The following is a 25,211-nucleotide window of genomic DNA, read 5'->3' on the forward strand; positions in this document are numbered from 1 at the left end:
CGCCGGCCACGCCCTCCGCTTGCTTCGCTACGCTCCGCAGCTCCGGTCCTGGCCGGCGCCATCACCACACTCAGACGGGGTCAACATTGCACGCCGATAAGGGGTCAAAGTTCGACGCCGATTGACATTGGAGGCCGCCTCGCCGACGGACCGACGCGCCTCTTCGGCATATCGCAGGGGCAGGCGATCGATGCCGTGGCGGCCGAGATTGTTCGCCGGTGGCCCGACGCGACGAACATGGACTATTTTCCCGGTCGCGACAGGTACCGCCACGATCGTAACGACCGCTACGAATATTATCGCGAGCACGTTCAGCGGCACGCCGCAATTAGCGCTGGCACACGCCTGTCGCACAAAATGCCGGTCGTTCGCAGCAGCTATGATACTTCGGACTTTACGCCGTGGGACGAGTGGCTCGCCCGCTACGATCTGACTTTCAAAAGGCAGACGGTCAGTGCGCTGCATGCACCGGCTGGCCGCCCGTGACGCTGCGCAGTGCGAGGGCCAGCGGGACCACTGCCAAAGCCACCAGCGTCAAAGTCCAGAACACATCGACGTACGCGAACAGAGAAGCCTGCGCCTGCACGGTCTGCCCGATCCAGGCCAGCGCCTGTTGCTTCGCCTCCATCAGCGAGCTCCCCTGCGCGACGAAATACTGCGTCACCTGATGCAATGCCTGTTGGAACTGCACGCTCGACGGGATCGCATTTTCAACAAGCCGCGCCTGGTGAAACTGCTCGCGATGCGCCAGCACGTTCGAAGCCAGGGACACACCGATCGACCCGCCAGTATTGCGCGCCACGTTGATCAGCGCCGAAGCCTGATCGTACTTTTCCGGCGACAGGCCCTCGTAGGAAGCCGTGATGATCGGAATGAGGATCAGCGGCAGCCCGAGGCCGAGCAGCATGCGCGAGTCCGCAAAGAACCAGAAATCGAGGCTGGGATTGACGTTCGTGAGAACGTACATCGACAGCGCAATGATCGATCCGCCCGCCGCGATCAGATACTTGGGCTGCACGTGGCCCGATAGCCGCCCGACGATGAACATCATCGCCATGGTGACGAGACCGCCCGGCGACAGCACGAGACCCGCCCACGTAGCCGTGTAGCCAAAGTCCTCCTGCACCAGCTGCGGTAGGAATTGCGTCGTCGCGTAAAGCACCACGCCGAACGATCCCATGATGAGAAAACAAGCGGCGAGCTGTCGTGACGCCAGCATTCGGATGTCCACCATTGGATTGGCGCGCGAAAGCTCCCACGGGATCATCAGCAGGAACGCGAGCGCGCACACCGCCGCGGTCGTCACGATGAAAGCCGAACCGAACCAGTCATCGATCAAGGCTCGGTCGAGCACCACCTCCAATGCGCCAAGGAACGTCGCGACGAGCGCGAAGCCGATGAAATCAAACCGCACGTGATCGCCATGGGCCGGACCTTCCTCGCCCAGCACCAGCCAGATGAGCCCTATCGTCAGCAGACCTACCGGACCGTTGATCAGGAAGCACCAGTGCCATGACCAGTTGTCAGAGAGCCATCCCCCGAGCGTCGGCCCGACCACAGGCGCCACCACCACCGCGACGCCGAACAGCGCGAACGCCTGGCCGCGTTTCTCCTGCGGGAATGAGCTGGCAAGGATCGACTGCGCCACGGGAACCATGCCCCCGCCACCGAGGCCCTGCAGCACACGGAAGAACAACAGACTGTCGAGATTCCAGGCAAAGCCGCAGAGCACGGAGCTGACAGTGAACAGTCCGAGGCAGGCGATGAAGAACGCCTTGCGGCCGAAGCGTCGGGCAAAGAAGCTGCTGGCGACAAGTGCAACCGCGTTGGCGACGAGATAGCTCGTGACCACCCAAGAAGCTTCGTCCACGCTGACGCCTAGGCCGCCCGCGACGTAGCGCAGAGCAACGTTGGCGATGGTCGTGTCCAGCACTTCCATGAACGCAGCGAGCGCAACCAGCACGGCAACGAGCCAAGGGTTTTGCACGCCGGCACCAATTGGCGATCGTGGTGAAGCTGTCGCGCCAGCCCTCATAACAGCCTCTCGAGGCGTTCGTAGATCGATGGGGCAGGATTGACACGCACCGTCGGTACCACTGACATGCCGGGCCCGAGTGCCACATCGCTGGGTGCGTCATCGAGAACGATCTTCACCGGTACGCGCTGCACGATCTTGACATAGTTGCCGGTCGCGTTCTCGACCGGTAGCAGCGAGAACGCAGTGCCAGATCCTGGCTGCACGCTGGCGACGTGTCCATGTATGACCCGCTCGGGATACGCATCGAGGGTGATATCAACCGGCTGCCCTGGCCGCAGGGCATCGAGCTGCGTCTCTTTGAAATTTGCCGCGACCCAGATCTCGTCGGGAACGAACATCGAAAGGTTGGTGCCCGGCTGCGCGAATTCGCCAACTGCCGCAGTTAGCTGCACGACGCGCCCGGGCTGCGCCGCGGTTATGGTCGCGTACGAAAGGTTGACCAGAGCTTGATTGAGCTGCGCCTTCGCCTGTTCCACCTGCGCCAACGCTTCGTCGCGGTCAGCCTTCAACGAGTCGATTTGTCTCTGGTCGAGTGCGAGTGTCGCCTGCGCGCTGTCCACCCCCGCCTGCGTCTGGCTTTGTTGCGAGGTGTATTGCTGCGCCTTTTCGACAGTGCCGAAGCCATCGCGCGCCAAGTGTTGGAAGCGCGCCGCTTCTTCCTCTGCGAAGAGATGCGAGGCTTTCGCCTGAGCGACGTTCGCATCGTCGGAAACGATCTTGGCTTCTTGCACCTTGATGTCGGCTTCGACCTTCTTGACGCCCGCTTCCGCATTGGCGACGGCCGCTCTCGCATTCTCGACCGCGATCTTGTAATTGCGCTCATCGATGCGCGCGATTACATCACCCGTCGTCAGATGCTGGTTGTCGGTGACGGGCACCTGCGTCAGATAGCCGGAGACCTCTGGCGCGATCGCGAAAGGCCGCGATGCGATGAATGCGTCGTCCGTCGATTCGAACCGTGACGCGTAGTCCCAGTAGAGATAGCCGGCTGCCGTCAGCAACACGCCTAACAGCGCGCCAGAGACGGACGCCTTCGGGTGCCGGTGCAAGAAGCTCGCGCCGGTCTTGGCGGCGACGACGTCGGGACTGCTTTGCGGAGAGAAGCCCTGCGGTTGCGACGGCTCTGGTGCCGCCTTCAGTTCAGGCTGAACACGGCCCGCTGGCGCGGCTGATGCGAGCTTTGCCTCGCGGGCAAGTGAGTTTTTGGCGTCGAGCACCATCGGCGAAACCCCTGAAACCGCGACCGCGAGAACACAATGCCAGCTACACACAACCGGTGTGGCACATGCCGCCGTGGGCCCGGATACGTTTCAAAATGTAGGGAGCTGGCGATGGCGCTGCCATTGCGCGCTGGTTCTGCAAGGCTAACCGTTGGTGGCGCTCGCCCTGTCCTTTGGTATAGCGCCGAAGCGGAAGCGGGGGCGTGCCCGCGCGCGCTCAGCTGCGTCAATGGCGCAGGGCAAACGCAGGCAAGTTAGTGATGGAAGCCGGTGGCGTCTTCGCTGCTCAGCGGGCTGGCGGTGGGGTGGGCTTGAAGATGCTGGATGGCGGCCTTCATGTCCGCGATGAGCAGGGAAGCGAGATCATAGCTGACGCCGTTGCGGACCAGGATGCGCTGCACCGCCAGGCGGCTGCAATTGGCCGGAAGCGTGTAGGCCGGCACTTGCCATCCGCGCACCCGCAAACGGTCGGCAAGATCGAACAGCGTGAAGCCGGGATCTGATCCGTCCTTGACCGTCCATGATACCGCGGGGATGCCACGCGCCATGTCTCCATCGAAGATCAATTCGAACGGCCCCATCGCCGCGATTTCGCTAGCCAGGTAAGCCGCGCTTCGATAGCAGGCGTTGTGCACCTTGCGGTAGCCTTCGCGCCCAAGCCGAAGAAAGTCGTAGTACTGGCACACCACCTGTCCGCCGGGGCGCGAGAAGTTAAGTCCGATGTCGCGCATTTCTCCGCCGAGGTAGTTCACCCAGAACACCATGCTGTCGGGCAGATCCTTTTCTTCGCGCCACAACACCCAGCCGACGCCCAGCGGCGCCAGACCGAACTTGTGCCCCGAGGCGTTGATCGAGCGCACGCGCGGCAGGCGGAAATCCCATTCGAGGTCGGGTGCGCAGAACGGAGCCAGGAAGCCGCCGCTGGCAGCATCCACGTGGATTGGGATATCGAGCCCGGTCTCCCGCTGGAGTTTGTCGAGCGCGTCGCTGACCGCCTTCACCGGCTCGAACTCGCCGGTAAATGTCACGCCCAGCGTCGGAATGACGCCGATCGTGTTTTCATCGCATCGTGCCAGCACTTCCTCGGGCGTCATTTTCAGCCGCCCCGGTTCCATCGGAATTTCGCGCAGCTCGACGTCCCAATAGCGCGCGAACTTGTGCCAGCAGACTTGCACCGGTCCGGTCACGAGGTTGGGTTTGTCGGTTGGCTTTCCAGCCGCGCGGCGTCCCGCTTCCCACCGCCGCTTCATGGCGAGGCCGCCAAGCATCGCCGCCTCGCTCGATCCCGTCGTCGAGCATCCGACGGCATGGTCGGATTGCGGCGCATGCCACAGATCGCCGATCATGCGCACGCATCGGCGCTCGATCTCTGCCGTCTGCGGATACTCGTCCTTGTCGACCAGATTCTTCGCGATGCATTCATCCATCAGGCGATGGACTTCGGGCTCTTCCCAGGTCTGGCAGAACGTTGCGAGGTTCTGGCGCGAATTGCCATCGAGCATCAGCTCATCGCGCACCGCCGCAAAGACGCGGCGCGGATCGCGCTCCCCTTCCGGGAAGGCAGACTTCGGCAGGCCGGCAGCCAGATCCCCCGCACCATAGGTCTCGTCGTCGAAATCGCCCGGGACTAGAGAGAAGGCTTCCGTCGGCATTGTGGATTCCTCACCTGCTTGAGTGAGGATAAGGCAGCCCCAATCCTAGCCATTCCGTTCAATTGCCGCGTTGCGGCCGCTCTTGGTTCCTGTTGTGCTCTAAACTGTTTCAGATCGGAACGCTGAGCGAGTACGGAGCAGGTTCAGCGGCGGCTGAGGCTCAGCGCGGCTGAATTGCTGTCTCCCGATAGCGTCACCGATTGGCTATTGCCGTTGAGAACGACACGGATGCTGCCGGTCACGTTGTACTCGGTGTTGTGAAATGTGCCGCGAAATCTGTTTCGGCTGACTTCGTACACGGTAGCGCTCTGCGCTGCCTTGCCCGAGGCGGTCGCGCACGTCGCACTCAGCGAATAGCTCTTCCCCCCATTGGGGCTATAGTGCGCGCGACAACGTGCACGCTCGCGCTTTCCATTCGAGAATGACACCCAGCCGCTGCCGCTCCAGCTTCCGGCCAGGCTGCCGCTCCCCTTCGCCGGTTTGCTTTCAGCCGCCGGTGTCATAGCCAGAAAGGTACCCGCCGCCACCAGCGTAGCCGCACCCAGCATCGACCAGACCGAGAGCTTTGTTCCTTCAACGATCGTCTTCAGCATGTCGCGCGCCTCGATGTTATGTTCCGACCGTAGGGTTCAACCATAAACGAATATCAAAGTGCCGTAGCGCAAAGCAGCAAAATTCATCTGCATTCGCAACCCCTGACGTCTACTCGAGCTTCGATGCCAGACGATCGAGAAATACCATTTGCCCCGGCAGGATTTTTAGCCGCGCGGCATCGAGCGAGAACCATTGGGCGCGATCTATCTCGGGGAACGACTGCGTTCTGCCGCTCTTGGGTGGCCATTCGAGTGGGAACGTTAGGCTCACCAGAGCTGAGACATCCCAGTCGCTTTCGATAGCCCAGATGTGCACGCGCTTGCCGCTCGGTTGTCGCGCTTCGCCCAGATCGAGCACATCGCCGAGTGGTCGAAACCCGGTCTCCTCCGCAAACTCGCGTTGCGCTGCAGCTAGAATTTCTTCGCCAGGCTCGACCTCGCCTTTGGGTATGCTCCACGCACCGAGGTCCCGGCGTCTCCAGAAAGGCCCCCCGGGATGCGCCAAAAGAACTTGCAGCGCGTCGGCATACCGGTAGAGCAGAATTCCTGCACTGAGGCGTGACATGGCTTGCGCGTCAGCTCCCCTGCCGGCCAGGGTACGGCCCTGATCCGACACGATCTTAGGTCAAAGGTTGCCATAGCGGTACCTCTGCCCGAATTCTGTCCGTACGAATCAGCTATCGCAGGGGCTATGCCTGAGTTCCTCACTTCCCTCGATTTTACTGCGATCGAGGATTTCCTCGCCGAGAACGCGCTTGTGCTCAGTTGCGCGGCGATCGGCATTTCCGGTCTTATCACCGCTTTCGCGGCGTTGCTCTCCGCCGCCCGTTCGCGCAACCGCACAACGGAATCCGAGTTCGCCGAGCTGAAGGGCCGCATCTCCGCCATGGCGGAGCTGTCCGTACAGCAGAGTGCCGAACAATCACGTAGCCTCAACGACCGCATCGACTCGCTCGCGCGTAACGTGTCCCAAGCGCTCGACGCGACAGCGGTTCGTCTCGGCGAGAATCTCAACGCAACTGCCGCGCGCCTCGGCGACAACCTCAACGCGACAGCAGCTCGCCTCGGCGAGAACATCAACTCCACCGCCGCGCGGCTCGGCGACAACATGAGTGAATCCGAGCGCCGCACCTGGGAAAGCCTCTCGACGCTGAACGAGCGCCTCGCGCTCATCGACGAGGCAAACCGAAACCTCTCGAAGCTGTCGACCGAGGTCGGCTCGCTGCACGGCGTGCTTGCCAACAAGCAGGCGCGCGGTGCCTTTGGCCAGATGCGCATGGAGACCATCGTCCGCGATGCTCTCCCCTCCGGGGCTTACGACTTCCAGCCGACGCTCTCCAACGGCAAGCGTCCTGATTGTGTCATCCGCCTGCCCAACACCGAAGCTCTGGTGGTCGATTCCAAATTCCCGCTCGAAGGCTTCGAAGCGCTGCGCGTTGCCCAATCGCCGGAAGAGACCAAGGCCGCCTTCGCCGCGGTGCGCGAAGCTGTCGGGCGGCACGTCGCCGCCATTGCCGACAAATACCTCATTCCCGGCGAGACGCAGGAAACGGCGCTGATGTTCGTGCCGTCGGAATCGATATGCGCCGATCTCTACGAGAAGTTCCCCGATCTCGTGCAGGGCGCCCACCGCGCCCGCGTTATGATCGTGTCGCCCAACACGATGATGCTCGCCGTGCAGACGGTGCAGGCGTTGCTCAAAGACGCCAAGATGCGCGACCACGCCGACGTCATCCAGCGTGAGGTCGGCCTGCTGATCGGTGACGTCGCCCAGCTGGTCGAGCGCGTCTCCGATTTGGAGCGCCACTTCGCGCTGTCAGGCAAAGCCCTGGAGAAGGTCACCGCGACGACCACGAGAATCCTTGCGCGCCGCGATCGCCTCAACGTACTCGATCTCGACGCCATGCAGGCGCCCGGCTCCAACGTCACCGCACTGCCCGATCCCGACCCGGCTGGAAAACGCACGCTGTCGCGTCAAAGCTAGCCGCGGCCGTTGTCGTCGCGTGTGCCCGGCCCGCCCGTTACGCACAAGATCAACGCCGCAAGCGCAAACCCGGCCAGTACATCGCTGGGGTAATGCACGCCTTGATAGATGCGTGACAGCCCGATGGCGCCGATGAGCGCCCCCGTCGGCATCAGCACCACTGCGCGCTGCCAGCGATCCGGCAAGCCCGAGGCCACCAAGAGCCCGATGAACCCGAAAAAGCAGGCAGAGAAAAGCGCATGTCCGCTGGCGAAGCTATAGCTGTCCGGCGCCACGCCGAAGAACGGTTCAGGACGCGGACGCGCGACCAGCAGCTTGATGAAGCTGTTTGCGGCGAGTGCCACGCCCATCACCACCAGCAGCCGGATTGCCACAGCGCGATGGCCGAGCAGCAGCAGCGCGCCAGCGACCACGGCTGTCATGAAGTAGATGGCTTTCCACGAGCCCAGCCGGTTGAGCGCTCCGCTGAGCTCCGTAAGCGCTGGCGAGGAGAGGCCATGCACGTAAGCGCGGATGACGGCGTCCGGCCCGTCCACAAGTCCGATGATGACGCCGATAGTCAGCAGTACGAGGACGAAAATCGACCTTTGCGTGCAGCGAGTTTTGCCCTGCCGACCTTGCTCGTTGCCCGCCACGCTCTGCCCCGCGATCGCTTCTGGTTCCGATCGCTCTATGCAGCAAGTGGCGGGCTTTGCCTAGCAACTCAAGGCCCGCTAGTTCGCAACCCAGTCGGCGCACTTCGCCGGCGGAGTGGCCTCGCCCCACGGGCTGATCGGCACCGCGGACGTTGAATTCTCCGGGCTGCCCTCGATGATCTTGTCGGTGTAGATCATGTAGACCAGCACGTTGCGCTTGGCGTCGCACCCGCGCACGATCTGCATCTTCTTGAAGATCAGCGACCGGCGCTGGCTGAAGGCCTCATCACCCTGCTCGAGCTTGCGCTTGAACTTGATCGGCCCAACCTGCCGGCACGCGAGCGACGCGTTGGAAAGCTCCTCGGCAAGCCCGAGCCATCCTTTCCAGCCGCCTTTCTCTGGCACCGTGAAGTAGCACGCAACGCCTTCAACATCGGGATCATCGATCGCGTAAGTGCCGAGCTTATGATCGGGCGACAGCAGCTTCCACACCGTCGTCTTCTTCATGATGAGGTCGGGGTCCGCGGCGGCGGCGGGAACGGCCAGCAGCAAGGCCAATACAAGGCAGGCAATCGCGCGCATTCCTAGTCGTCTCCTCAAACGCGGGACCGGCTCTAGCCCGCTCCGATGGCACCAGATGGCCCCGCCGCCCGCGCAGTACAAGCTTTACCGCCGCGTGCTATGGCTGCGCGCCTTGGCTATCCGGAGGGACACATGGCGCGCAGAACGATCGGCGAAGCGGCAAAGGTTGTGATCGCAGCTGTCGTGCTCGGACCCCCGCTCGGCGGCGCCGCCCTCATCGCGCTGATGCAGATTGTCCCCTGGATCGCCACCGACTTCCCCGTATCGGTGCCCGAGTTCAGCCAGAACCTTTTCAGGTCGATCTCTATCGCGGTGCCGCTGGCCTACGTCGTCGGCCTCTACTCGGCCATCCTCGCCGGCCTTGCCCTCGCGGCCTACGTTTCCTGGGGCGGCCGCCTTACATGGTGGTCGAGCCTTGCCGCCGCGCTCGTCTATCCTGCCGTCCTTGCCATAAGCGGTTGGTTCAGCCTCCAGGGATCGCCAGAAACGCTTCCGCCCGTAATGATCAATGCCGCGATCATGGCGATCGCGTCGGCCAGTGGCGCCCTGCTGACCTACCTTCTCCTGCATCGCACCGGGTTCGTGCGCCGTCTTAACGCGCGTCAGTGATTCAACGATAAGGTGACGCAGCGGGGGGATGTGTTACAAGGCGCCCCCATGAGCAAGAGCACCACCAGTCAGGCCAAAAAACAACAGGACGCCCCGGGATACCGCCCGTTCTGGGAGACCAAGTCCCTCGACGCCATGTCGCACGCAGAGTGGGAATCCCTTTGCGACGGCTGCGGACGGTGCTGCCTCCTGAAAGTCGAGGACGAGGATACCGGTGACGTTTACCTCACCCGCCTCGGCTGCAAGCTGCTCGACACCAATTCCTGCCGTTGCCGCGACTATCCCAACCGCAAGAAGAAGGTGCACGACTGCCTCAGCCTCACGCCCGGCGATATTGAGAAGATGCCCTGGCTTCCCTCGACGTGCGCCTATCGCACGCTTCATGAAGGCCGCAGCCTCGAATGGTGGCACCCTCTCGTCTCCGGCGATCCCGAGACCGTGCACGAAGCCGGCATTTCCGTGCGCGGCTGGGCGCGCAGCGAGAAGGGCGTGAAGCCGGACGCCATCGTCCGCTACATCATCGGCGAAGCCGGCTGATCATTCCGGACCCAACATGGCCCCTCCTCTTCTGCAACTCAGCGACATCGCGCTGACTTTCGGCGGTCATCCGCTGCTCGAAGGAGTCGAACTCTCGGTCTCCGCCGGCGAGCGCGTCTGCCTCGTCGGTCGTAACGGCTCCGGCAAATCTACCCTTCTGAAAATCGCCGCCGGGATCGTCACACCCGATGGCGGCCAGCGCTTCGTGCAGCCCGGCGCCTCCGTGCGCTACCTGCCGCAAGAGCCAGACTTCACAGGGCACGACACGACGCTGTCCTATGTCGAAGCCGGCCTCGGTGCGAGTGATGACGCGCACCAGGCGCGCTACCTGCTCGAGCAGCTCGGGCTCACCGGTGAAGAAGACCCAGCTCATCTGTCCGGTGGCGAGGCCCGCCGCGCCGCGCTGGCCCGCGTGCTGGCACCGCAACCCGACATTCTTCTGCTCGACGAGCCGACCAACCACCTCGACATGCCAACTATCGAGTGGCTGGAGTCGGCGCTCGCCAGCCAGCGCGGCGCACTCGTGCTCATCAGCCACGACCGCCGCTTCCTCGAAACGCTCTCACGCGTCACCGTTTGGCTCGACCGTGGCCGCGCCCGCCGCGTCGACATCGGGTTCAAGGAGTTCGAAGCCTGGCGCGACCAGCAGCTCGCCGAGGAAGAGGTCCAGCAGCACAAGCTCGACCGCAAGATCGTGCGCGAGGAGCACTGGGTTCGTTATGGCGTCACCGCGCGCCGCAAGCGCAACGTTCGCCGTATGGCCGAGCTTGCAGGGCTGCGCCAGCAACGGCGCGAGCATCGCAAGGCCGCCGGTAAGGCAGTGATCGAGGCGGCGCAGGCAGAGAAGTCCGGCGCCCTCGTCATCGAGGCCAAGGGCATCTCCAAGAGCTACGGCGAGCGCCGCATCGTCGACAATTTCTCCACCCGCATCATGCGTGGCGACCGCGTCGGCATCGTGGGCCCCAACGGTTCAGGCAAGACGACACTGGTCAGCATGCTCATCGGCGCACTTCAGCCCGACAGCGGGGAGGTACGCCTCGGCGCCAACATCGAGATGGCGACGCTCGAGCAGGATCGCGACAGCCTCGATCCCAACTGGACGCTGGCCCAGGCCATGACCGGTGGCCGCGGCGATCACGTCGCCGTGGGAACGGGCCACAAGCACGTCGTCAGCTACATGAAGGACTTCCTTTTCCAGCCCGAGCAGGCGCGCACGCCCTTGCGGGTCCTGTCCGGCGGCGAGCGCGGCCGCCTCATGCTCGCCCGCGCCCTCGCCAAGCCATCGAACCTGCTGGTGCTCGACGAGCCGACCAACGATCTCGACCTCGAAACCCTCGATGTGCTCGAGGAAATGCTGACCGAGTACGCTGGTACGGTCCTCCTCATCAGCCACGACCGCGACTTCCTAGACCGCATCGTGCACGCCGTCATCGTGCCAGAAGGCGACGGCCGCTGGGGTGAATACCCAGGCGGCTATTCCGACATGCTGATGCAGCGCGGCTCCGACCTCGCCGGGCATCGCACTGGCAAGGCCAAGTCCGCACCGAAAGAAAAAGAGAACCCGACGGCCGCAGCGCCGCCGTCGAAGCGGCGCCTGAGCTTCAAGGACAAGCACGCGCTGGAGACGCTGCCCAAGCAGATGGCCGCGCTCCAGGAGGAAGCTAAGAAGCTGGGCGATGCGCTCGCTGACCCGCAGCTCTACACGCGCGATGCGAAGGCCTTTGCCGACAAGTCAGCGCGTCTCGCGGCCGTCGAAGCGGAACTCGCCTCCGCCGAAGAAAGATGGCTTGAACTCGAAATCCTCCGCGAGGAGATCGAAAGCTCTTAACCTAACCACTCCACAATCCCGCGCCCGGCCTGCGCACCCGTCGCAAGGCACGCCTGCAGCAGGTAGCCGCCCGTCGGCGCCTCCCAATCCAGCATTTCGCCGGCAACGAACACACCCGGACGCCGGTGCAGCATCAGCCGGTCATCGACGTCATCCCATTTGACGCCGCCCGCGGTCGATATCGCCCGCGCGATGGGTGCTGCCGCTGTCAGACGCAACGGTACGGCTTTGATCAGCCGCGCGATCTCCTCTGGGGGCGTCTCGGTCAGGCGTTGTGCAGCCGTCTCGTGCAGCAGTCCAATCTCCACCGCAGACATGCCCGCCGCCTTGCGCAGGAACGTCGCCAGCGATTGCTTAGCCCGTGGCTTGCCGAGGCGCGCCGCCAGCGCTTCGGTGGTCATATCCGGCCGCAGATCGAGCAAGAGCACCGCTGTCCCGTCTCTGGCGATGGCATCGCGCAACTTGGCCGAGAGTGCGTAGACGGCGCCGCCCTCGATGCCCTCGGCAGTGATTAAAGCCTCCCCGCGCACACTCGCTCCCTCGAACCCCGCCGCGATGCGTTTCAGCGGCTGCCCCTCGAAGTGGCCGCGGAAGTGATCGGACCACGCGATCAGGAATCCGCAGTTTGCCGCCGCCAGCGGAGCCACGGCGACGCCCGCGCCATCCAGCACGGGCACCCAGTCGCCTGTCGACCCGAGCCGCGGCCAGCTCGCCCCGCCGAGCGCCAGCAGCGTCGCATCGGCCTCGATGCGCCTCTCCCCCGCCGGCGTCTCGAACGTGAGGCGCCCTTCTCCATCCCAACCCGTCCACTGCCACCGGTTCCGGATAGTGACGCCAGCCGCGATCAGCCGGGAAAGCCACGCCCGCAACAGCGGCGACGCCTTCATCGCCACCGGAAACACCCGCCCGCTTGATCCAACGAAGGTAGTTTCACCGAGCCCTTCGCACCACTCCCGCACCGCGCTGGGCGGGAATGCCTCGATGGCCGGCCGCAGCCGCTCCCGCGCGTTGCCGTAGCGCGCGAGAAACTGCTCGAGCTCTTCGCTGTGGGTCAGGTTCAACCCCCCACGGCCCGCCAGCAGGAACTTGCGCGCGAGAGAGGGCATGCGGTCGTAGACCGTCACGCTGACGCCGGAACGGGCCAGGGTCTCGGCGGCCATGAGCCCCGCCGGGCCGCCGCCGATTACGGCGACGCTGCAACTCGAAGCTCGCGCCACTTTTATATTGCCCTCTCTGCCCCGGAGCCCGCCCTAACACTCTCGCGTTGGCTAAGGCAACGGCCCGCCCTGGGAAGCGGAGTTAACGTCGGAGACCGTTCAGCCGGTCTAGGCGGCGACGGCGGGGTGTTATAATGTTCCAATTAATGCACCGAGGATTTTGCAATTGTCGCTGCGCACTCGCCTCCTGATTTCGGTCTTTGCCACTTTGCTGCTGAGCCTCATCGCCGGCGGCGCGTTCACCTATTGGCACGCCGTGGCCAAGATCGAGACCGAGATGCAGGCCGCGATTGCGGTCGGCAGCCGTATCGCGCGCAACGCCGTCGACGATTGGGAGGAGGCAACCGATCCCGCACGGCGCCTGGCCCTTCTGGTGGCTGACTTCGAGGGTGATCGCCATCTGCGAGCGACGCTCATCAGCCCCGACGGAAAGGAAATTCACGCATCCAAAGTTGCCATCGCCGATGACCCCGCGCCGGCATGGCTCGTGTCGTTGCTGGCCGCGCCCCCGAAAAAAGTGGCGGTAGATCTTCCCGAGGTGTTCGACAAGTTCGGGACCGTGGAGCTGCAGACCGATCCCCGCAACGAGGTCGCCGAGGTGTGGAGCGACGTCTGGCTCACGCTCACTGTGATGACGATTTTCTGCGGACTCGTACTCGCCTTCATTTATTGGACGCTGGCTTCGACCATGCGCCCCTTGCACAGCCTGACCAACGCCTTTGCGCGTGTCGGCGATGGCGATTATCGCGAGCGCCTCAACGAGCAGGGTCCTCTGGAACTCGTTCGCCTGTCGCAGAGCTTCAACCAGATGGTCGAGCGCCTCGCCACCTCCGAAGCCCATAACAAGCGCCTGCAGCAGCAGCTCACGTCCGTCCAGGACGAGGAGCGTGCCGACCTAGCGCGCGACTTGCACGACGAGATCGGGCCTTTGCTGTTCGCCGCCGACGTTGATGCCGTCGCCATCGAGCAACTCGCCAAAGCCGGCGACTACGAGGAAATTCCCCACCGCGTCGGTATTATTCGCGACGCCATCGGCCGCATGCAGAGACACGTGCGCGATATCCTCGGCCGGTTGCGCTCGGCGATGCTTCTAGACGTCGGATTGGCCCATGCCATCGACAATTTGCTGGCATTTTGGCGGGCGCATCGCCCCAAGCTGGTCTTCCGCGTAGAAGTGCCGGAGGAAAGCTTTGGAGAGGTGATCGATGGAACGATCTACCGCGTCGTGCAGGAAAGCATCAGCAACGCAGTGCGCCACGGGACACCGACGACCATCGACATTAGCGTCAAAGCGAACCCGGACAACTCGATCGATATCAAGGTCGCCGACGACGGATGCGGTCTAAAGTCGGGCGGAGTTCGCGGCTTCGGCATCGTCGGCATGCGCGAGCGCGTAGCAACGCTCGGCGGCAGTCTAGAGGTCACCAATCGACGCGACGGCAAAGGTGTTGTCGTCTCCGCTCATCTTCCAGCGCGCGGCCCCCACGCTGCCGCTTCCACTTTTGAAACACACGAGGCAATGCTGCAATGAAGATACTTCTGGTGGACGATCATATTGTCGTTCGTGAAGGCGTCCGCCGCCTCCTGTCGGGCATGAGCGGTGCTGAATTGCACGAAGCCTCCACCGGTGAGGAGGCTCTGGAGATGTTTCGCCAGATCAAGCCGGAGCTCGTACTGCTCGACCTTAATCTGACGGGCATCGGAGGCCTTGAGCTTTTGCGCCGCCTGCTGAGCGAGGACGAGAAGGTCCGCGTCGTCGTGTTCTCAATGCACGCCGAGCCGATCTACGCAGCCCGCGCCCTGCGTCTTGGCGCGCGCGGCTATGTCAGCAAGAGCGCTGGCGCCGACGAGTTGGTCACCGCCGTCAAGAAGGTGGCCGAGGGCGGCCGCTACGTTGAACGCGAGATCGCGGGCGAACTGGCCTTCACCCAGCTTTCTGCTGAAGATCCGCTGCAGCAGCTCACCATGCGTGAGATTGAAATCCTCCGCCTTCTCGGCGAGGGCAACAGCCTCACGGAGATCGCTCAGACGATTGGCGTTGCCTACAAGACGGTCGCCAATACTTGCTCGATCATCAAGAGCAAGCTGGGCGTGGAGCGCACCGCCGACCTCATTCGCGTCTCGATGGAGATGAAGTAGCCACCCGATGCGCCTTCGCTGACGTGGGCCGGTTTCCCGCGACACCTGAGTCAGCCTTCCGGGAAACTTGGTAGGGATTGAACGGGAAATAATCCCTGGCCGTCGGCTAAGCCGTCTCGCTAACGTTCCGGCGCCGCGCACTTGCGGAAAGGACGCCGGATCGCCAATGGCCCTGGCGTCCTTCCCGCACTTTTTTTGCGCAGCATTCTCCAAAGAGTCTGGTTCGCTCGGGTCGCTGCGCGCCGCCGCTAGCAGTTGACGAGCATCGTTGCGACGCGCGTGAATGGCGTCATCAGGCGGACCTGGACGTCGCCGGGCAGTCCCACGCGCTCAATGGCCATCACCATGCACCGGAGCCAGGCGTCCTTCGCCTCCGCGTTGATATCGACGTGCTCGTGCATCTCGCGCACATTCGAATGTCCCCACTTTTGCGCATAGAGCCTGGGACCGCCGAGAAAGCCGGATAGAAAGTTCAGTTGTTCGATGCGCGAATGGGCGACCCCATGTCCGCGCAGATGCAGGACGTGCAGCGCCCGGCCCTCGGGTTCGAACTCGACGATGTCGTAGAACGTCTCGACCAGATTGCGCAGGCCTTCCTGGCCACCGACGAGCTCGTAGAGCGATGCCTCGCGCAAAGCCGGACCCGGCGCCTCAGCGGTTGCCGCAACGGGCATATGGGCATCTGAAACTTTTGCAGCACCTGACATAGATCCTCCTGAGTTTAAGACTCAGTCCGAGCGCATCGAAGTGCATTGTTCCCGCTCAATGCTCTGCCCAAAAAAAAGCGCGCGGCGTTCGAGGCACCGCGCGCTTCAGAGTTTTCTCTTCGCTTAGATGTCGAGTGTGTTCTCGCGCTCCCACTCCGTGAAGTGCGACGCGAATTGGTTCCACTCGCCAGTCTTCAGTTTGATGTAGGCGGCGGAGAACTCCTCGCCGAGGGCGCTCTTGAGAGAGGCGTCCTTGTCGAAGTTGCGGATGGCGTCGAGAAGGTTGAGCGGCAGCTTCGGAGCATCGGTCACTGTATGTCCGAGCTGGTACATGTCGATATCGTAGCGACGGCCCGGGTGGGCATTGCTTTCGATACCGTCGAGGCCGGCTGCAATGATGACGGCCTGGAGGAGGTACGGGTTAGCAGCGCCGTCTGGCAGGCGAAGCTCGAAGCGACCCTTGCCCGGCACACGGACCATGTGCGTGCGGTTGTTGCCGGTCCAGGTAACGGTGTTGGGCGCCCACGTCGCGCCGGAAACCGTGCGCGGCGCGTTGATGCGCTTGTAGGAGTTGACAGTAGGATTGGTGATCGCGGACAGCGCTTCGGCGTGCTTCATGATACCGCCGAGGAACTTGTAGCCCTGTTGAGACAGGCCCATTTCGTCCGTGCCGTCCAAGAAGGCGTTGGAGGTGCCGCTCGTGTCCCAGACAGAAATGTGTGCGTGACAGCCGTTTCCGGTAAGGCCTGGGAACGGCTTCGGCATGAAGGTCGCGCGCAGCCCGTGCTTCTCGGCGACAGTCCTTGCCATGTACTTGAAGAACGAGTGGCGGTCGGCGGTGACCAGCGCGTCGTCGAAGCTCCAGTTCATCTCGAACTGGCCGTTGGCATCCTCGTGGTCGTTCTGGTAGGCACCCCAACCCAGCTCCTGCATGTAATCGCACATCTCGGCGATCACATCGTAGCGGCGCATCAAAGCTTGCTGGTCGTAACAAGGCTTCGCTGCAGTGTCCTTTTGATCGGAGATCGCCGTTCCGTCGGGCAACGTCAGGAAGAATTCGCACTCTACGCCGGTCTTCACGCGCAGCCCGAGCGCCGCGGCCCTCGCAACGAGGTGCTTGAGGACCACGCGAGGCGCCTGAGCGACGAGCTTGTCCTCCATCACGCAGTCGGCCGGCAGCCAGGCAACTTCCTTCTTCCACGGAAGCTGGATCATGCCGGCTGGATCCGGCATGCCGAACATGTCCGGGTGCGCCGGTGTCATGTCCAGCCATGTGGCGAAGCCGGCAAAGCCGGCTCCGTCTTTCTGCATCTCTGCGATTGCTGCTGCGGGAACGAGCTTGGCTCGCTGCCCACCAAACAGGTCGGTGAACGAGATCATGAAATAGCGGATGCCACGATCTTTCGCGACTTGCGCTAGATCGATCTTCACCTCGTGTGAATCGTGGGCCATCGGTGTTTTCCCAAGTGTGTCGGTTACGTTGACGCTCTTCGCTGCCGCCGGCCTGCTAAATCTTCCGAAGAATTTCACAGCCGCCCGCCCAATTTTAGAAGTTGCCCTGACCAGGAATCCAGCCCGTTCCCGCCAGAGGCACCCGCGCCATGGCGGCGGCCTCGATCGTGAGCGCGCAGAGATCTTCTGGGGTCAGATTGTGCACGTGATTGTGGCCGCAGGCACGTGCAATGGTCTGTGCCTCGAGCGTCATCACTTTGAGGTAGTTGGCTAGGCGCCGGCCGGCGAGAACCGGGTCGAGACGCCGCGACAGCTCGGGGTCCTGGGTGGTGATGCCAGCCGGATCCCTGCCCTCGTGCCAGTCGTCATAGGCGCCGGCCGTCGTGTGCAGCTTGTTGTACTCAGATTCCAGCGCCGGATCGTTATCGCCGAGGGCGATGAGAGCCGCGGTGCCGACCGACACAGCGTCAGCGCCGAGTGCCAGCGCCTTGGCAACGTCCGCGCCGTTGCGGATGCCGCCCGACACGATCAGCTGCACCTTGCGATGCATGCCGAGGTCCTGCAGCGCCTGCACGGCCGGACGGATGCATGCGAGGGTCGGCTGGCCGACGTGCTCGATGAACACTTCCTGCGTGGCGGCGGTGCCGCCCTGCATGCCGTCGACGACCACGGCGTCAGCGCCGGCCTTCACGGCCAGGGCAACGTCGTAGTAAGGACGCGCGCCGCCGACCTTGATGTAGATGGGCTTCTCCCAGTCGGTGATCTCGCGCAGCTCGAGGATCTTGATCTCGAGATCGTCGGGACCGGTCCAGTCCGGGTGACGGCAGGCCGAGCGCTGGTCGATGCCCTTCGGCAGCGTGCGCATCTCGGCGACGCGATCGGAGATCTTCTGGCCGAGCAGCATGCCGCCGCCGCCGGGCTTCGCACCCTGGCCGACCACCACCTCGATGGCGTCCGCTTTACGCAGATCGTCCGGGTTCATGCCGTAGCGCGAGGGCAGATACTGATAAACCAGCGTCTGCGACTGGCCGCGCTCTTCCGGCGTCATGCCGCCGTCGCCCGTCGTCGTCGACGTGCCGGCGATGGTGGCGCCGCGGCCGAGTGCTTCCTTCGCGTTGGCTGACAGCGAGCCGAAGCTCATGCCGGCGATCGTGATCGGAATTTTCAGCTCGATCGGCTTCTTCGCAAAGCGCGTGCCGATCACCACGTTGGTCGAGCACTTCTCGCGATAGCCTTCCAGCGGATAGCGGGACATCGACGCGCCGAGGAACAGCAGGTCGTCGAAGTGCGGAACCTTGCGCTTGGCGCCGCCGCCACGAATGTCATAGATGCCGGTCGTAGCGGCACGGCGGATTTCCGACAGCGCATAGTCATCGAATGCGGCCGCCTTGCGCGGCGTCGTGGGAGGGTTGTGGTAGCTCATCAGTAAGCGTCCGCGTTATCGATGTTGAAGTTATAGAGCTTGCGGGCCGAGCCGTAGCGACGGAAATCCTTCGGCTTCACGCCGTTGAGACCCGAGCGCTTCAGGATGCCGTCGATGATCTCGAGATGCTCATCGCGCATCTCTTTCTCGATGCAGTCCGCACCAAGGCTCTTCACCGAGCCGCGCACGAACAGGCGTGCCTCGTAGATCGAGTCACCGAGCGCATCGCCTGCATCGCCGAACACCACGAGGTTTCCGGTCTGCGCCATGAACGCCGACATATGGCCGATGTTGCCTTTGACGACGATGTCGATGCCCTTCATCGAGATGCCGCAGCGCGACGACGCGTTGCCCTCGACAACCAGCATCCCCCCGCGCCCCGTGGCACCCGCGTACTGGCTGACGTCGCCCTTAACGACGACTTTGCCCGACATCATGTTCTCGGCAGCGCCCGGTCCGGCGGAGCCGTGTACCGTGACATTAGCCTGCTTGTTCATGCCGGCCACGTAGTAGCCGACGCTACCCTTGATATCGATGTTGAGCGGGGCATCCACGCCGACAGCAACCGCATGCCGGCCCTTCGGATTGAGAATTTCCCACTGCGTTTCGTTGGTGCCGGCGTTCTGCTTGTGCAGAAGCTCGTTCATTTCACGCAGTGAAGTAGAAGCAAGATCGATGGTGCGCATGGCAGCTCTTAGCGCTCCCAGAAATAGACGGTTGCGGGTTCAGGCTCCCAAATGCGTGCACCATCGACGCCGGGCAGGCCGGCAAGTGCACGATATTCGGAACCAAAGGCGACGTATTGATCGGTTTCGGCCATGACGGCGGGCTTGCACGCGATGGGATCGCGCACGACCGCAAAGCCGTTCTTGGTGCCGACGACAAACGTGAAGAAACCATCGAGATCATCGAGGCTCTTCTGCAGCGCTTCGCCGAGGTTCATTCCCTGCTTGATGCGCCAGGAAATGTACGCAGCTGCAACTTCCGTGTCGTTCTCCGTCTCGAACGTCATGCCGTCGCGGATCAGTTCGCGACGCACGTTCGGATGGTTCGACAGCGACCCGTTGTGCACCAGGCACTGGTCGGGGCCCGTGGAAAACGGATGCGCGCCCATCGTTGTCACGGCCGACTCCGTCGCCATGCGCGTGTGCCCGATGGCGTGCGAGCCCTGCATCTTGGCAAGCTCGAACTGGCTCGCGACCTCCGTCGGCCAACCGACTTCCTTGAAGATCTCGATCGATTCTCCGGTGCTCATGATGCGCAGCTTCGGATGCCCGGTGCGCAGAGCTTCGCGCGTGGCCTGGGCCTTGTCGGCCGGCACGCTGAGAACCGCATGCGTTGCCTTGCGCTCGAGGCTGACCTCGGCACCTATGGCTTTCGACAGGTCCGCGGTGAGGCCGGCGAAATCCGCATCCGGATTCGGCGACTGCAGAGTGATCTTCGCCTTGCCTTGCTGCGGAGCTCCATAGACGGCGAAGCCGGCAGAGTCCGGTCCGCGCTCGCACATGGTCGCAAGCATGGTTGAAGTGAGCTCGCCGAGGCGAGGCTCAAGTTTGGCGTCCTTTATGAACAGGCCAACAATGCCGCACATCTTGTTTCTAATCCCCAATGCTTCAGTGCTGAGTTTGAGCTTAGCAGGCACTTTCCTGCAGTCAACTGGTATGAAGAGATTTTTCCTATCAGGCAACTTGCTGCCCGTGGCGCCAAACCTCGTAACGGATGCGCGCAATGCGATAAGCATCCGGAATCGACAGCGCCCACACGAACAAACCAAGGGCGGAGCGGCCGATAAACGAAGTTTCGGGCCCAGTCGCGTGCCAGCACAGCAGCGCCAGCAACAGCGAGAAGAACGCAAATCCAAGTCCGCGCATTTGCGCGCCGACGGCAACGTGGCCGGCACCTGGAGCGAGGATGGCGAGGGCAAGCACGATGTACGGGTTGATCGGAGGCTTTGCTGTCATGCCGCGTGCGCCTGACCCATCGCACCCGCAACCCTGCGCATGCTGTGTAGCTGATCGAGAACCATCGCGAATTCATCGCGTGCGATTTGCGCCTTCTCGAACACCGACTGGCGAAGCAGCAGATGATCGCCACGCTTGCCCTCGGCGCCCTGGCGCAAAATCCGCATGCCGCGCTCGGTGATCGCGATCTCTTTCACGCGCGGATCCTGGAGAATCCCGCTCAGCACCGGGGCCAGTTCTGCGAGCAGCGGCTCGGCCTCTTCGTCGCCGCGGATGAGCACCTCGGCAGGAAAGTCGGTGGGAGTATCGAGCCGATACTCGAACCGCGAGGAAAGCGAATAGAACTCGGTGCCGCAATGGCGCACCAGGATAGATAGTCCCGGCAGCCCTGGATTGCGGTCAAGCAGCGTCGTCGACAGCCACAGCTGCGGCAGACGGCGCATGGTCAGCGTGTCGAGCACGAGGTCGACTTTGACGCCGCGCCCGCGATGCGAGCCCGAAAGCTGCGGGAAGCCATCGGCCCCGTGCGTCAGCTCCGAGCGATCAAGCACTGCGGCGCATTCATCGAGCAAACCGCGACGCGCAGCCATTGCGGCGCGATGATCGCGGACTGCGATGTAGGAAACGGTCACGGCGCCAGCGGCAGCCACGAAAAGCGTGAGGGACATGAGGGGGCACCTGACGCGTTGGAGTTGTTGTTTCGCGGGATGGGCGATCCCCGGGTAGCCGTCCGGGGATCGCGGGGCCTGCCGCGGGGAGAAGGGTCCCGCGACAGGCTAACGGTTAGCTCAGTGCCCGACCGGACGCGGCCAGGGCATCGTGAACTGCGCACCGCGTTTGACGAACTTGTAGCGGTGGCCGGCGAACCAGACCGAAGCGATGATGTAGAACACCATCATGGCGACGAGCTGGGTGCCGTACCCGAGGAACACCGCGAAGTACGTCGTGGCGCAAAGAGCGAGCAGCACGAAGGCCGGCAGCGGATGGAACGGATGCACGTAGCCGCGCTTGATCGTGCCGAGCGGCCACATCTTCCGGAACATCAGTACGTTGAAGGCCATGAACGTGTACTCGAGCAGACCCGACAGGATCGAGAAGGTGATGACCTGATCGAGCGGCGCGAAGTATGCGAACACCAGAGCCACCGGCACGAGGAACACGATCGAGCGGAACGGTGTGCGGTACTTCGGATGCACGGCGCCGAACACCTGCGGCAGATACCGGTCGCGACCCATGGAGAACCATGCGCGCGAGGCATCGTTGATGCAGCCGTTCGCCGACGCGAGCGTCGAGAAGATGGTGCCGACGAACAACAGCACCATCAGCGGGGTCGAGCCGGTGAGGCGGGCGGCGTCGAACAGCGGCGTCACTGCCTGACCAAGGTATTCCCAAGGCATCAGGCCGGAGCAGATGTACCAGGTCATCGTCGCCGCGATCAGCAGCGTGATGATACCGGTCATCGTGCCGAGCGGCAGGGCGCGCGCGGGAGATCGCACTTCTTCGGCGGCCTGCGTCGTTCCCTCGATGCCGAGGTAGTACCACATGCCGAAGTGCATGGCCGCCAAGACGCCCAGCCAGCCGTAAGGCAGACCGTTGAGCAACTCGTGCGGCTTCAGCACGTTGTCCGTCCAGGGGCTTACCGCCGCGAACAGGATGAGGATCGCGACGAAAGCGATGGCGGTGATGACGAGGTTGAACGTCAGCGTGGCGTAGACGCCGCGGTAGTTCAGGAACGCCAGGAACATGATGGTCAGCACGATAAACGGCTTATCGTGCGTGTCGGCGAACCCTGCCATGCCTCCCACGGTTTGCACGAGGTAGCCGAGCGTGATCGCGTTGGCTGCTTCGAGCATCGTGTAGGCAAAGACGAGGAACAGGCCGACGTTGAACGCCATCAGCGGCCCGACGATGTGCTTGGCCTGCGCGTACTGACCACCGGCGGCGGCGACCGTTGAGGTCACCTCCGAGTCGATCATTGCGACACAGGTGTAGAGCATGCCCGCCGCCCAGCACGCGATGAGAGCAGCGAGTGCACCACCCTTGCCGACGGCGAAGTTCCAACCCATATACTCGCCGACGAGCACGATACCGACGCCGAGGGCCCATACGTGACCAGGGCCGAGGACGCGGAGCAGCGAGACCTTCTCGCCGTGAACTGCAGTATACTGGGTCACAGGTGGCCTCCCTGGTGCGGCGGGTCGATGACGAGGCTGTCTTCGATTTCACCTTCCTTCGAGGAAAGCAGCGTCTCCTCCGAGTGGGCGCGGTTGGTACGGATCATGTCGGTGAGCATCCAGAGGCCGAGCAAGGCCGAGATGCCCCAGGCTGCGTATTCCAGCAGCTGGAAGTTGTTCAGATTTTCCATTGGAGCACTCCGTCAGCGGTCGAACCGCTCAGCGATGACGTCCTTGTATTCCTTCGCCGACCAGCGGAAGACGAGCCAGAAGTAGGCAATCACCACGAATGCGGTGATCAGCAGTGCCGGCAAGCTGAAGGAATAGTCGAAGCGGGTGGCGATCAGCTCGTGGGCTGTCTGCGGCGTGTAGCCGAGCTTTTCCCACTGCTGCGCCATCGTCGCGTTCTGCCCTAGATCTGCCCACGAAGCGTCAGGCAGATTGAGGGTGGTCTTGCCGCCGCCTGCGAGGCCGAAGTAGACCGGCAGGAACAGGGCAGCTAGCACGAGCACCAGCAGAAACAACGAGTCGACGAACTGCCCGAACTTTGACTGTTGGGGCGGTTGATAAGGCGTCTTGGCCATTGTTTCCTCCTCAGCCTTTCTTGCCGCGAAGCAAATCGAGGTAGTGGAGGTCGAGGCCGTAGATGTGCTCCTTGTCCTCTCCGTAGTGCTTCAGCATCGCGAAAATCGATGCCGAGTTGAACAGCAGCACCACGCCGCCCGCGAACGCGAGTGCGTAGACCACTTCCGGCGAGCCGGCGTTAGGTACGACCTTCCAGAATACGAAGGCATACGTTGCCCAGAGAACGGCGACGGCTAATACTGCCCATCGCCGGTCTCCCGCGAACATTCGATGTACGCGTGCGTCTGTATTGCTCTTTTCCATGAGCACCCCTTGGCTAGTTTCCACCCGAGTTATGGTTGCCTATGAGGCAACCGTTTTTTATATCAGGAAAATTCTGCGACGGGTTGCCGCAAGTTGTCAAGGCATTTGAGTGCTGATTTACCGAGCATTTCGAATAGCAAGTCGAAAAAATGTGCAAAGTGCTGCCCTGATGGGCGGTTGAACCTGCGGAAAATCGCTTGCATCCTAAGAACGTGATTGGCCATGTTTACAGCGTCTTTTTGGGGCCGCTCAGAGTACGGATCGATCGATGCCTCTCGCCTTGTTAAGTACGCGCTCGCGAAGGATCACCCGGAGGATCCGCACTTCCGCTGGACGCCTGAGTTCAAGACTTCCTACGGCGTCGGCATCATCGGAGCGGGCGGCAATTGGCTAGCCACCGCCTACTATCTCGCCACGCGGCATCACCGACATCGCAGCTTTCGGTAAGGGCTGGCTCGCCGGTGGCAACACCGCGCGCAACACGACGATCATCCGAGACAACTCACGCCGGAAGGCGTGTGCTTCGACGCCGAGGAGTTCGCCGATCTTCCATCGCTCAGACATCGATTGCCAAGATGTCCGCAATCCTCACTCGGGCGGATATCGGGGGTAGAACCGTTTTCCACTTGCTAGTGGACAGTGCAGCCGCCTTATACTTCTGCAATTGTCTCCTTGATGCCGCGGCCGAGTTCGGCGGCCGCATCGCTGGCCTTGATGTTTTGCAGAAGTTTGAAGACGTATGAAATCGACAAAAACGCGCCGCCCGCCTTCCGTTAAGGCCCGCATCGCCGAAAGCAACTCAGACGCCCTCAGCGAGCCTTTGGGTACCGTGGTGGCCGATAACGACTCAAATCCCGATGCCATCGCTAAGCCTGCGGCAGGTCGCGTGTCGCGGCAGATCCCGACGCGCAAGTCCACGCCGGGCGAGGATGATCAGGATCCGCACGCTCTGCATGGTGCGCGCGACAACATGCTCGAAGTTGCGATCGGTCGCGAGGTCCGCGCATTCCGCAACAAGCTTGGCATCACCGCGTCCGACCTGGCGCGCGCCGCTGACCTCTCCCTCGGCATGCTGTCGAAGATCGAGAACGGCGTCACCAGCGCTTCGCTGACGACGTTGCAACGTCTGTCGAAGGCGCTCGGCGTTCCGGTCACTTCTCTTTTTCGCCGCTTCGAGGAGCGCCGCGATGCCGTCTTCGTTTCGAGCGGCCAGGGTCTGCTCATCGAGCGTCGCGGCACTCGTGCCGGTCACCAGTATCAGCTCCTCGGACACACCGGCGGCCTGTCCGGCAGTGTGGTCGTCGAGCCTTACATGATCACGCTCACCGAGGAATCGGACGTCTTCCCGCTCTTCCAGCATGCTGGCCATGAGCTGATCTATCTGCTCGAGGGCGAGGTCGTATATCGCCACGCCGACAAGCTCTATCCGATGAAGCCTGGCGATAGCCTGTTCTTCGATGCGGACGCGCCGCACGGCCCCGAGGAACTGGTCAAGCTGCCGATCCGATTTCTATCGGTCATCAGCTACTCTCGTGAGCTTCCATAAGAATTTCTCTTTGGCCCCGCTTGCAA

27 protein-coding genes and 1 pseudogene are annotated in these 25,211 nt (G+C 62.9%); 9 read left to right on the plus strand and 19 right to left on the minus strand.

The genetic code is table 11. The annotated features are described in order from the left end of the window. Positions 1 to 486, plus strand: a 486-nt coding sequence (locus tag NDB2M4_RS20365) for a hypothetical protein (protein ID WP_210186545.1), incomplete at its 5' end; no start/stop codon positions are given. On the opposite strand, the gene NDB2M4_RS13035 is transcribed toward NDB2M4_RS20365, so the two are convergent. From NDB2M4_RS13035 to NDB2M4_RS13055, 5 genes are all read right to left on the minus strand, one after another. Beyond that, on the minus strand, positions 452 to 2,035 hold the full coding sequence (locus tag NDB2M4_RS13035; RefSeq protein WP_072375806.1) for a DHA2 family efflux MFS transporter permease subunit: 1,584 nt from the start codon (positions 2,033 to 2,035) through the stop codon (positions 452 to 454). The genes NDB2M4_RS20365 and NDB2M4_RS13035 overlap by 35 nt on opposite strands. Continuing rightward, positions 2,032 to 3,258, minus strand: coding sequence for an HlyD family secretion protein (locus NDB2M4_RS13040; protein ID WP_083556321.1), 1,227 nt, complete (start codon positions 3,256 to 3,258; stop codon positions 2,032 to 2,034). The genes NDB2M4_RS13035 and NDB2M4_RS13040 overlap by 4 nt, the downstream gene beginning before the upstream one ends. A gap of 254 nt (positions 3,259 to 3,512) precedes the next feature. Further along, complete coding sequence (locus NDB2M4_RS13045) at positions 3,513 to 4,910, minus strand: glutamate decarboxylase (protein ID WP_072375808.1); 1,398 nt, start codon at positions 4,908 to 4,910, stop codon at positions 3,513 to 3,515. A 143-nt stretch (positions 4,911 to 5,053) separates the two neighbouring features. Next, positions 5,054 to 5,503, minus strand: a complete 450-nt coding sequence (locus tag NDB2M4_RS13050) for a hypothetical protein (protein WP_072375810.1) — start codon at positions 5,501 to 5,503, stop codon at positions 5,054 to 5,056. A 109-nt stretch (positions 5,504 to 5,612) separates the two neighbouring features. After that, positions 5,613 to 6,068, minus strand: a complete 456-nt coding sequence (locus tag NDB2M4_RS13055; protein ID WP_072375812.1) for an NUDIX hydrolase — start codon at positions 6,066 to 6,068, stop codon at positions 5,613 to 5,615. Positions 6,069 to 6,194: 126 nt separating this feature from the next. Here NDB2M4_RS13055 and rmuC point away from each other — a divergent pair, with 126 nt between their 5' ends. Beyond that, a complete protein-coding gene (gene rmuC, locus NDB2M4_RS13060; RefSeq protein WP_083556323.1) occupies positions 6,195 to 7,487 on the plus strand; it encodes a DNA recombination protein RmuC in 1,293 nt (430 codons plus the stop codon). On the opposite strand, the gene NDB2M4_RS13065 is transcribed toward rmuC, so the two are convergent. Together NDB2M4_RS13065 and NDB2M4_RS13070 are read right to left on the minus strand one after the other, a co-directional pair. After that, positions 7,484 to 8,122, minus strand: a complete 639-nt coding sequence (locus NDB2M4_RS13065) for a phosphatase PAP2 family protein (RefSeq protein ID WP_072375814.1) — start codon at positions 8,120 to 8,122, stop codon at positions 7,484 to 7,486. The two genes, rmuC and NDB2M4_RS13065, sit on opposite strands and share 4 nt — an antisense overlap. Before the next feature lie 78 nt (positions 8,123 to 8,200). Next, entirely contained in the window at positions 8,201 to 8,704 is a 504-nt protein-coding gene (locus NDB2M4_RS13070; protein WP_072375816.1) for a CreA family protein, read from the minus strand. A gap of 132 nt (positions 8,705 to 8,836) precedes the next feature. On the opposite strand from NDB2M4_RS13070, the gene NDB2M4_RS13075 reads away from it, so the two are divergent. The 3 genes from NDB2M4_RS13075 to NDB2M4_RS13085 are packed head-to-tail and all read left to right on the plus strand — an operon-like array spanning position 8,837 to position 11,678. Beyond that, on the plus strand, positions 8,837 to 9,313 hold the full coding sequence (locus NDB2M4_RS13075; RefSeq protein WP_139247262.1) for a hypothetical protein: 477 nt from the start codon (positions 8,837 to 8,839) through the stop codon (positions 9,311 to 9,313). A gap of 48 nt (positions 9,314 to 9,361) precedes the next feature. Further along, on the plus strand, positions 9,362 to 9,850 hold the full coding sequence (locus NDB2M4_RS13080) for a YcgN family cysteine cluster protein (RefSeq protein ID WP_072375820.1): 489 nt from the start codon (positions 9,362 to 9,364) through the stop codon (positions 9,848 to 9,850). A 16-nt stretch (positions 9,851 to 9,866) separates the two neighbouring features. After that, a complete protein-coding gene (locus tag NDB2M4_RS13085) occupies positions 9,867 to 11,678 on the plus strand; it encodes an ABC-F family ATP-binding cassette domain-containing protein (protein ID WP_072375822.1) in 1,812 nt (603 codons plus the stop codon). On the opposite strand, the gene NDB2M4_RS13090 is transcribed toward NDB2M4_RS13085, so the two are convergent. After that, the gene (locus NDB2M4_RS13090) at positions 11,675 to 12,895 is read right to left on the minus strand and encodes a TIGR03862 family flavoprotein (RefSeq protein WP_139247263.1); all 1,221 of its coding nucleotides are present in this window, start codon (positions 12,893 to 12,895) and stop codon (positions 11,675 to 11,677) included. The genes NDB2M4_RS13085 and NDB2M4_RS13090 overlap by 4 nt on opposite strands. A gap of 166 nt (positions 12,896 to 13,061) precedes the next feature. Between NDB2M4_RS13090 and NDB2M4_RS13095 the strand changes: the two genes are divergently transcribed. Beyond that, a complete protein-coding gene (locus NDB2M4_RS13095; protein ID WP_072375826.1) occupies positions 13,062 to 14,426 on the plus strand; it encodes a HAMP domain-containing protein in 1,365 nt (454 codons plus the stop codon). Next, positions 14,423 to 15,034, plus strand: coding sequence for a response regulator (locus NDB2M4_RS13100; protein ID WP_072375828.1), 612 nt, complete (start codon positions 14,423 to 14,425; stop codon positions 15,032 to 15,034). The genes NDB2M4_RS13095 and NDB2M4_RS13100 overlap by 4 nt, the downstream gene beginning before the upstream one ends. A gap of 248 nt (positions 15,035 to 15,282) precedes the next feature. Here the strand turns inward: NDB2M4_RS13100 and NDB2M4_RS13105 are convergent, their stop codons facing one another. From NDB2M4_RS13105 to NDB2M4_RS13155, 11 genes are all read right to left on the minus strand, one after another. Beyond that, positions 15,283 to 15,741, minus strand: a complete 459-nt coding sequence (locus NDB2M4_RS13105) for a group II truncated hemoglobin (RefSeq protein WP_210186546.1) — start codon at positions 15,739 to 15,741, stop codon at positions 15,283 to 15,285. Positions 15,742 to 15,864: 123 nt separating this feature from the next. Then, positions 15,865 to 17,172, minus strand: coding sequence for a type III glutamate--ammonia ligase (gene glnT, locus NDB2M4_RS13110; protein ID WP_139247269.1), 1,308 nt, complete (start codon positions 17,170 to 17,172; stop codon positions 15,865 to 15,867). 115 nt (positions 17,173 to 17,287) lie between these two features. Further along, complete coding sequence (locus NDB2M4_RS13115; RefSeq protein ID WP_072375834.1) at positions 17,288 to 18,616, minus strand: FMN-binding glutamate synthase family protein; 1,329 nt, start codon at positions 18,614 to 18,616, stop codon at positions 17,288 to 17,290. Then, positions 18,616 to 19,302, minus strand: a complete 687-nt coding sequence (locus NDB2M4_RS13120) for a GltB/FmdC/FwdC-like GXGXG domain-containing protein (protein WP_072375836.1) — start codon at positions 19,300 to 19,302, stop codon at positions 18,616 to 18,618. The genes NDB2M4_RS13115 and NDB2M4_RS13120 overlap by 1 nt, the downstream gene beginning before the upstream one ends. A gap of 8 nt (positions 19,303 to 19,310) precedes the next feature. Further along, the gene (locus NDB2M4_RS13125) at positions 19,311 to 20,207 is read right to left on the minus strand and encodes a class II glutamine amidotransferase (RefSeq protein WP_072375838.1); all 897 of its coding nucleotides are present in this window, start codon (positions 20,205 to 20,207) and stop codon (positions 19,311 to 19,313) included. Between the two features lie 88 nt (positions 20,208 to 20,295). Further along, positions 20,296 to 20,577: a hypothetical protein gene (locus tag NDB2M4_RS13130; protein WP_072375840.1), complete on the minus strand. Its 282-nt coding sequence runs from the start codon at positions 20,575 to 20,577 to the stop codon at positions 20,296 to 20,298. Next, complete coding sequence (locus NDB2M4_RS13135) at positions 20,574 to 21,245, minus strand: hypothetical protein (protein ID WP_072375842.1); 672 nt, start codon at positions 21,243 to 21,245, stop codon at positions 20,574 to 20,576. The genes NDB2M4_RS13130 and NDB2M4_RS13135 overlap by 4 nt, the downstream gene beginning before the upstream one ends. 120 nt (positions 21,246 to 21,365) lie before the next feature. Beyond that, positions 21,366 to 22,751, minus strand: coding sequence for an APC family permease (locus NDB2M4_RS13140; RefSeq protein ID WP_072375844.1), 1,386 nt, complete (start codon positions 22,749 to 22,751; stop codon positions 21,366 to 21,368). After that, positions 22,748 to 22,942 (minus strand): hypothetical protein, encoded by a 195-nt coding sequence (locus tag NDB2M4_RS13145; RefSeq protein ID WP_072375846.1) that lies wholly within the window; start codon positions 22,940 to 22,942, stop codon positions 22,748 to 22,750. The genes NDB2M4_RS13140 and NDB2M4_RS13145 overlap by 4 nt, the downstream gene beginning before the upstream one ends. Positions 22,943 to 22,954: 12 nt before the next feature. Further along, positions 22,955 to 23,335, minus strand: coding sequence for a hypothetical protein (locus NDB2M4_RS13150; RefSeq protein ID WP_072375848.1), 381 nt, complete (start codon positions 23,333 to 23,335; stop codon positions 22,955 to 22,957). Between the two features lie 10 nt (positions 23,336 to 23,345). Continuing rightward, a complete protein-coding gene (locus NDB2M4_RS13155) occupies positions 23,346 to 23,639 on the minus strand; it encodes a hypothetical protein (protein ID WP_072375850.1) in 294 nt (97 codons plus the stop codon). Between the two features lie 264 nt (positions 23,640 to 23,903). On the opposite strand from NDB2M4_RS13155, the pseudogene NDB2M4_RS20370 reads away from it, so the two are divergent. Together NDB2M4_RS20370 and NDB2M4_RS13165 are read left to right on the plus strand one after the other, a co-directional pair. Next, positions 23,904 to 24,141: pseudogene (locus NDB2M4_RS20370) on the plus strand (sarcosine oxidase subunit beta); the annotation flags it as partial. A gap of 237 nt (positions 24,142 to 24,378) precedes the next feature. After that, entirely contained in the window at positions 24,379 to 25,185 is an 807-nt protein-coding gene (locus NDB2M4_RS13165; RefSeq protein ID WP_244536170.1) for a helix-turn-helix domain-containing protein, read from the plus strand. The last annotated feature ends 26 nt before the right edge of the window (positions 25,186 to 25,211 follow it).

Origin of the sequence: Hyphomicrobium sp. NDB2Meth4, assembly GCF_900117445.1 — a bacterium.
In the GTDB taxonomy this organism is placed as follows: domain Bacteria; phylum Pseudomonadota; class Alphaproteobacteria; order Rhizobiales; family Hyphomicrobiaceae; genus Hyphomicrobium_A.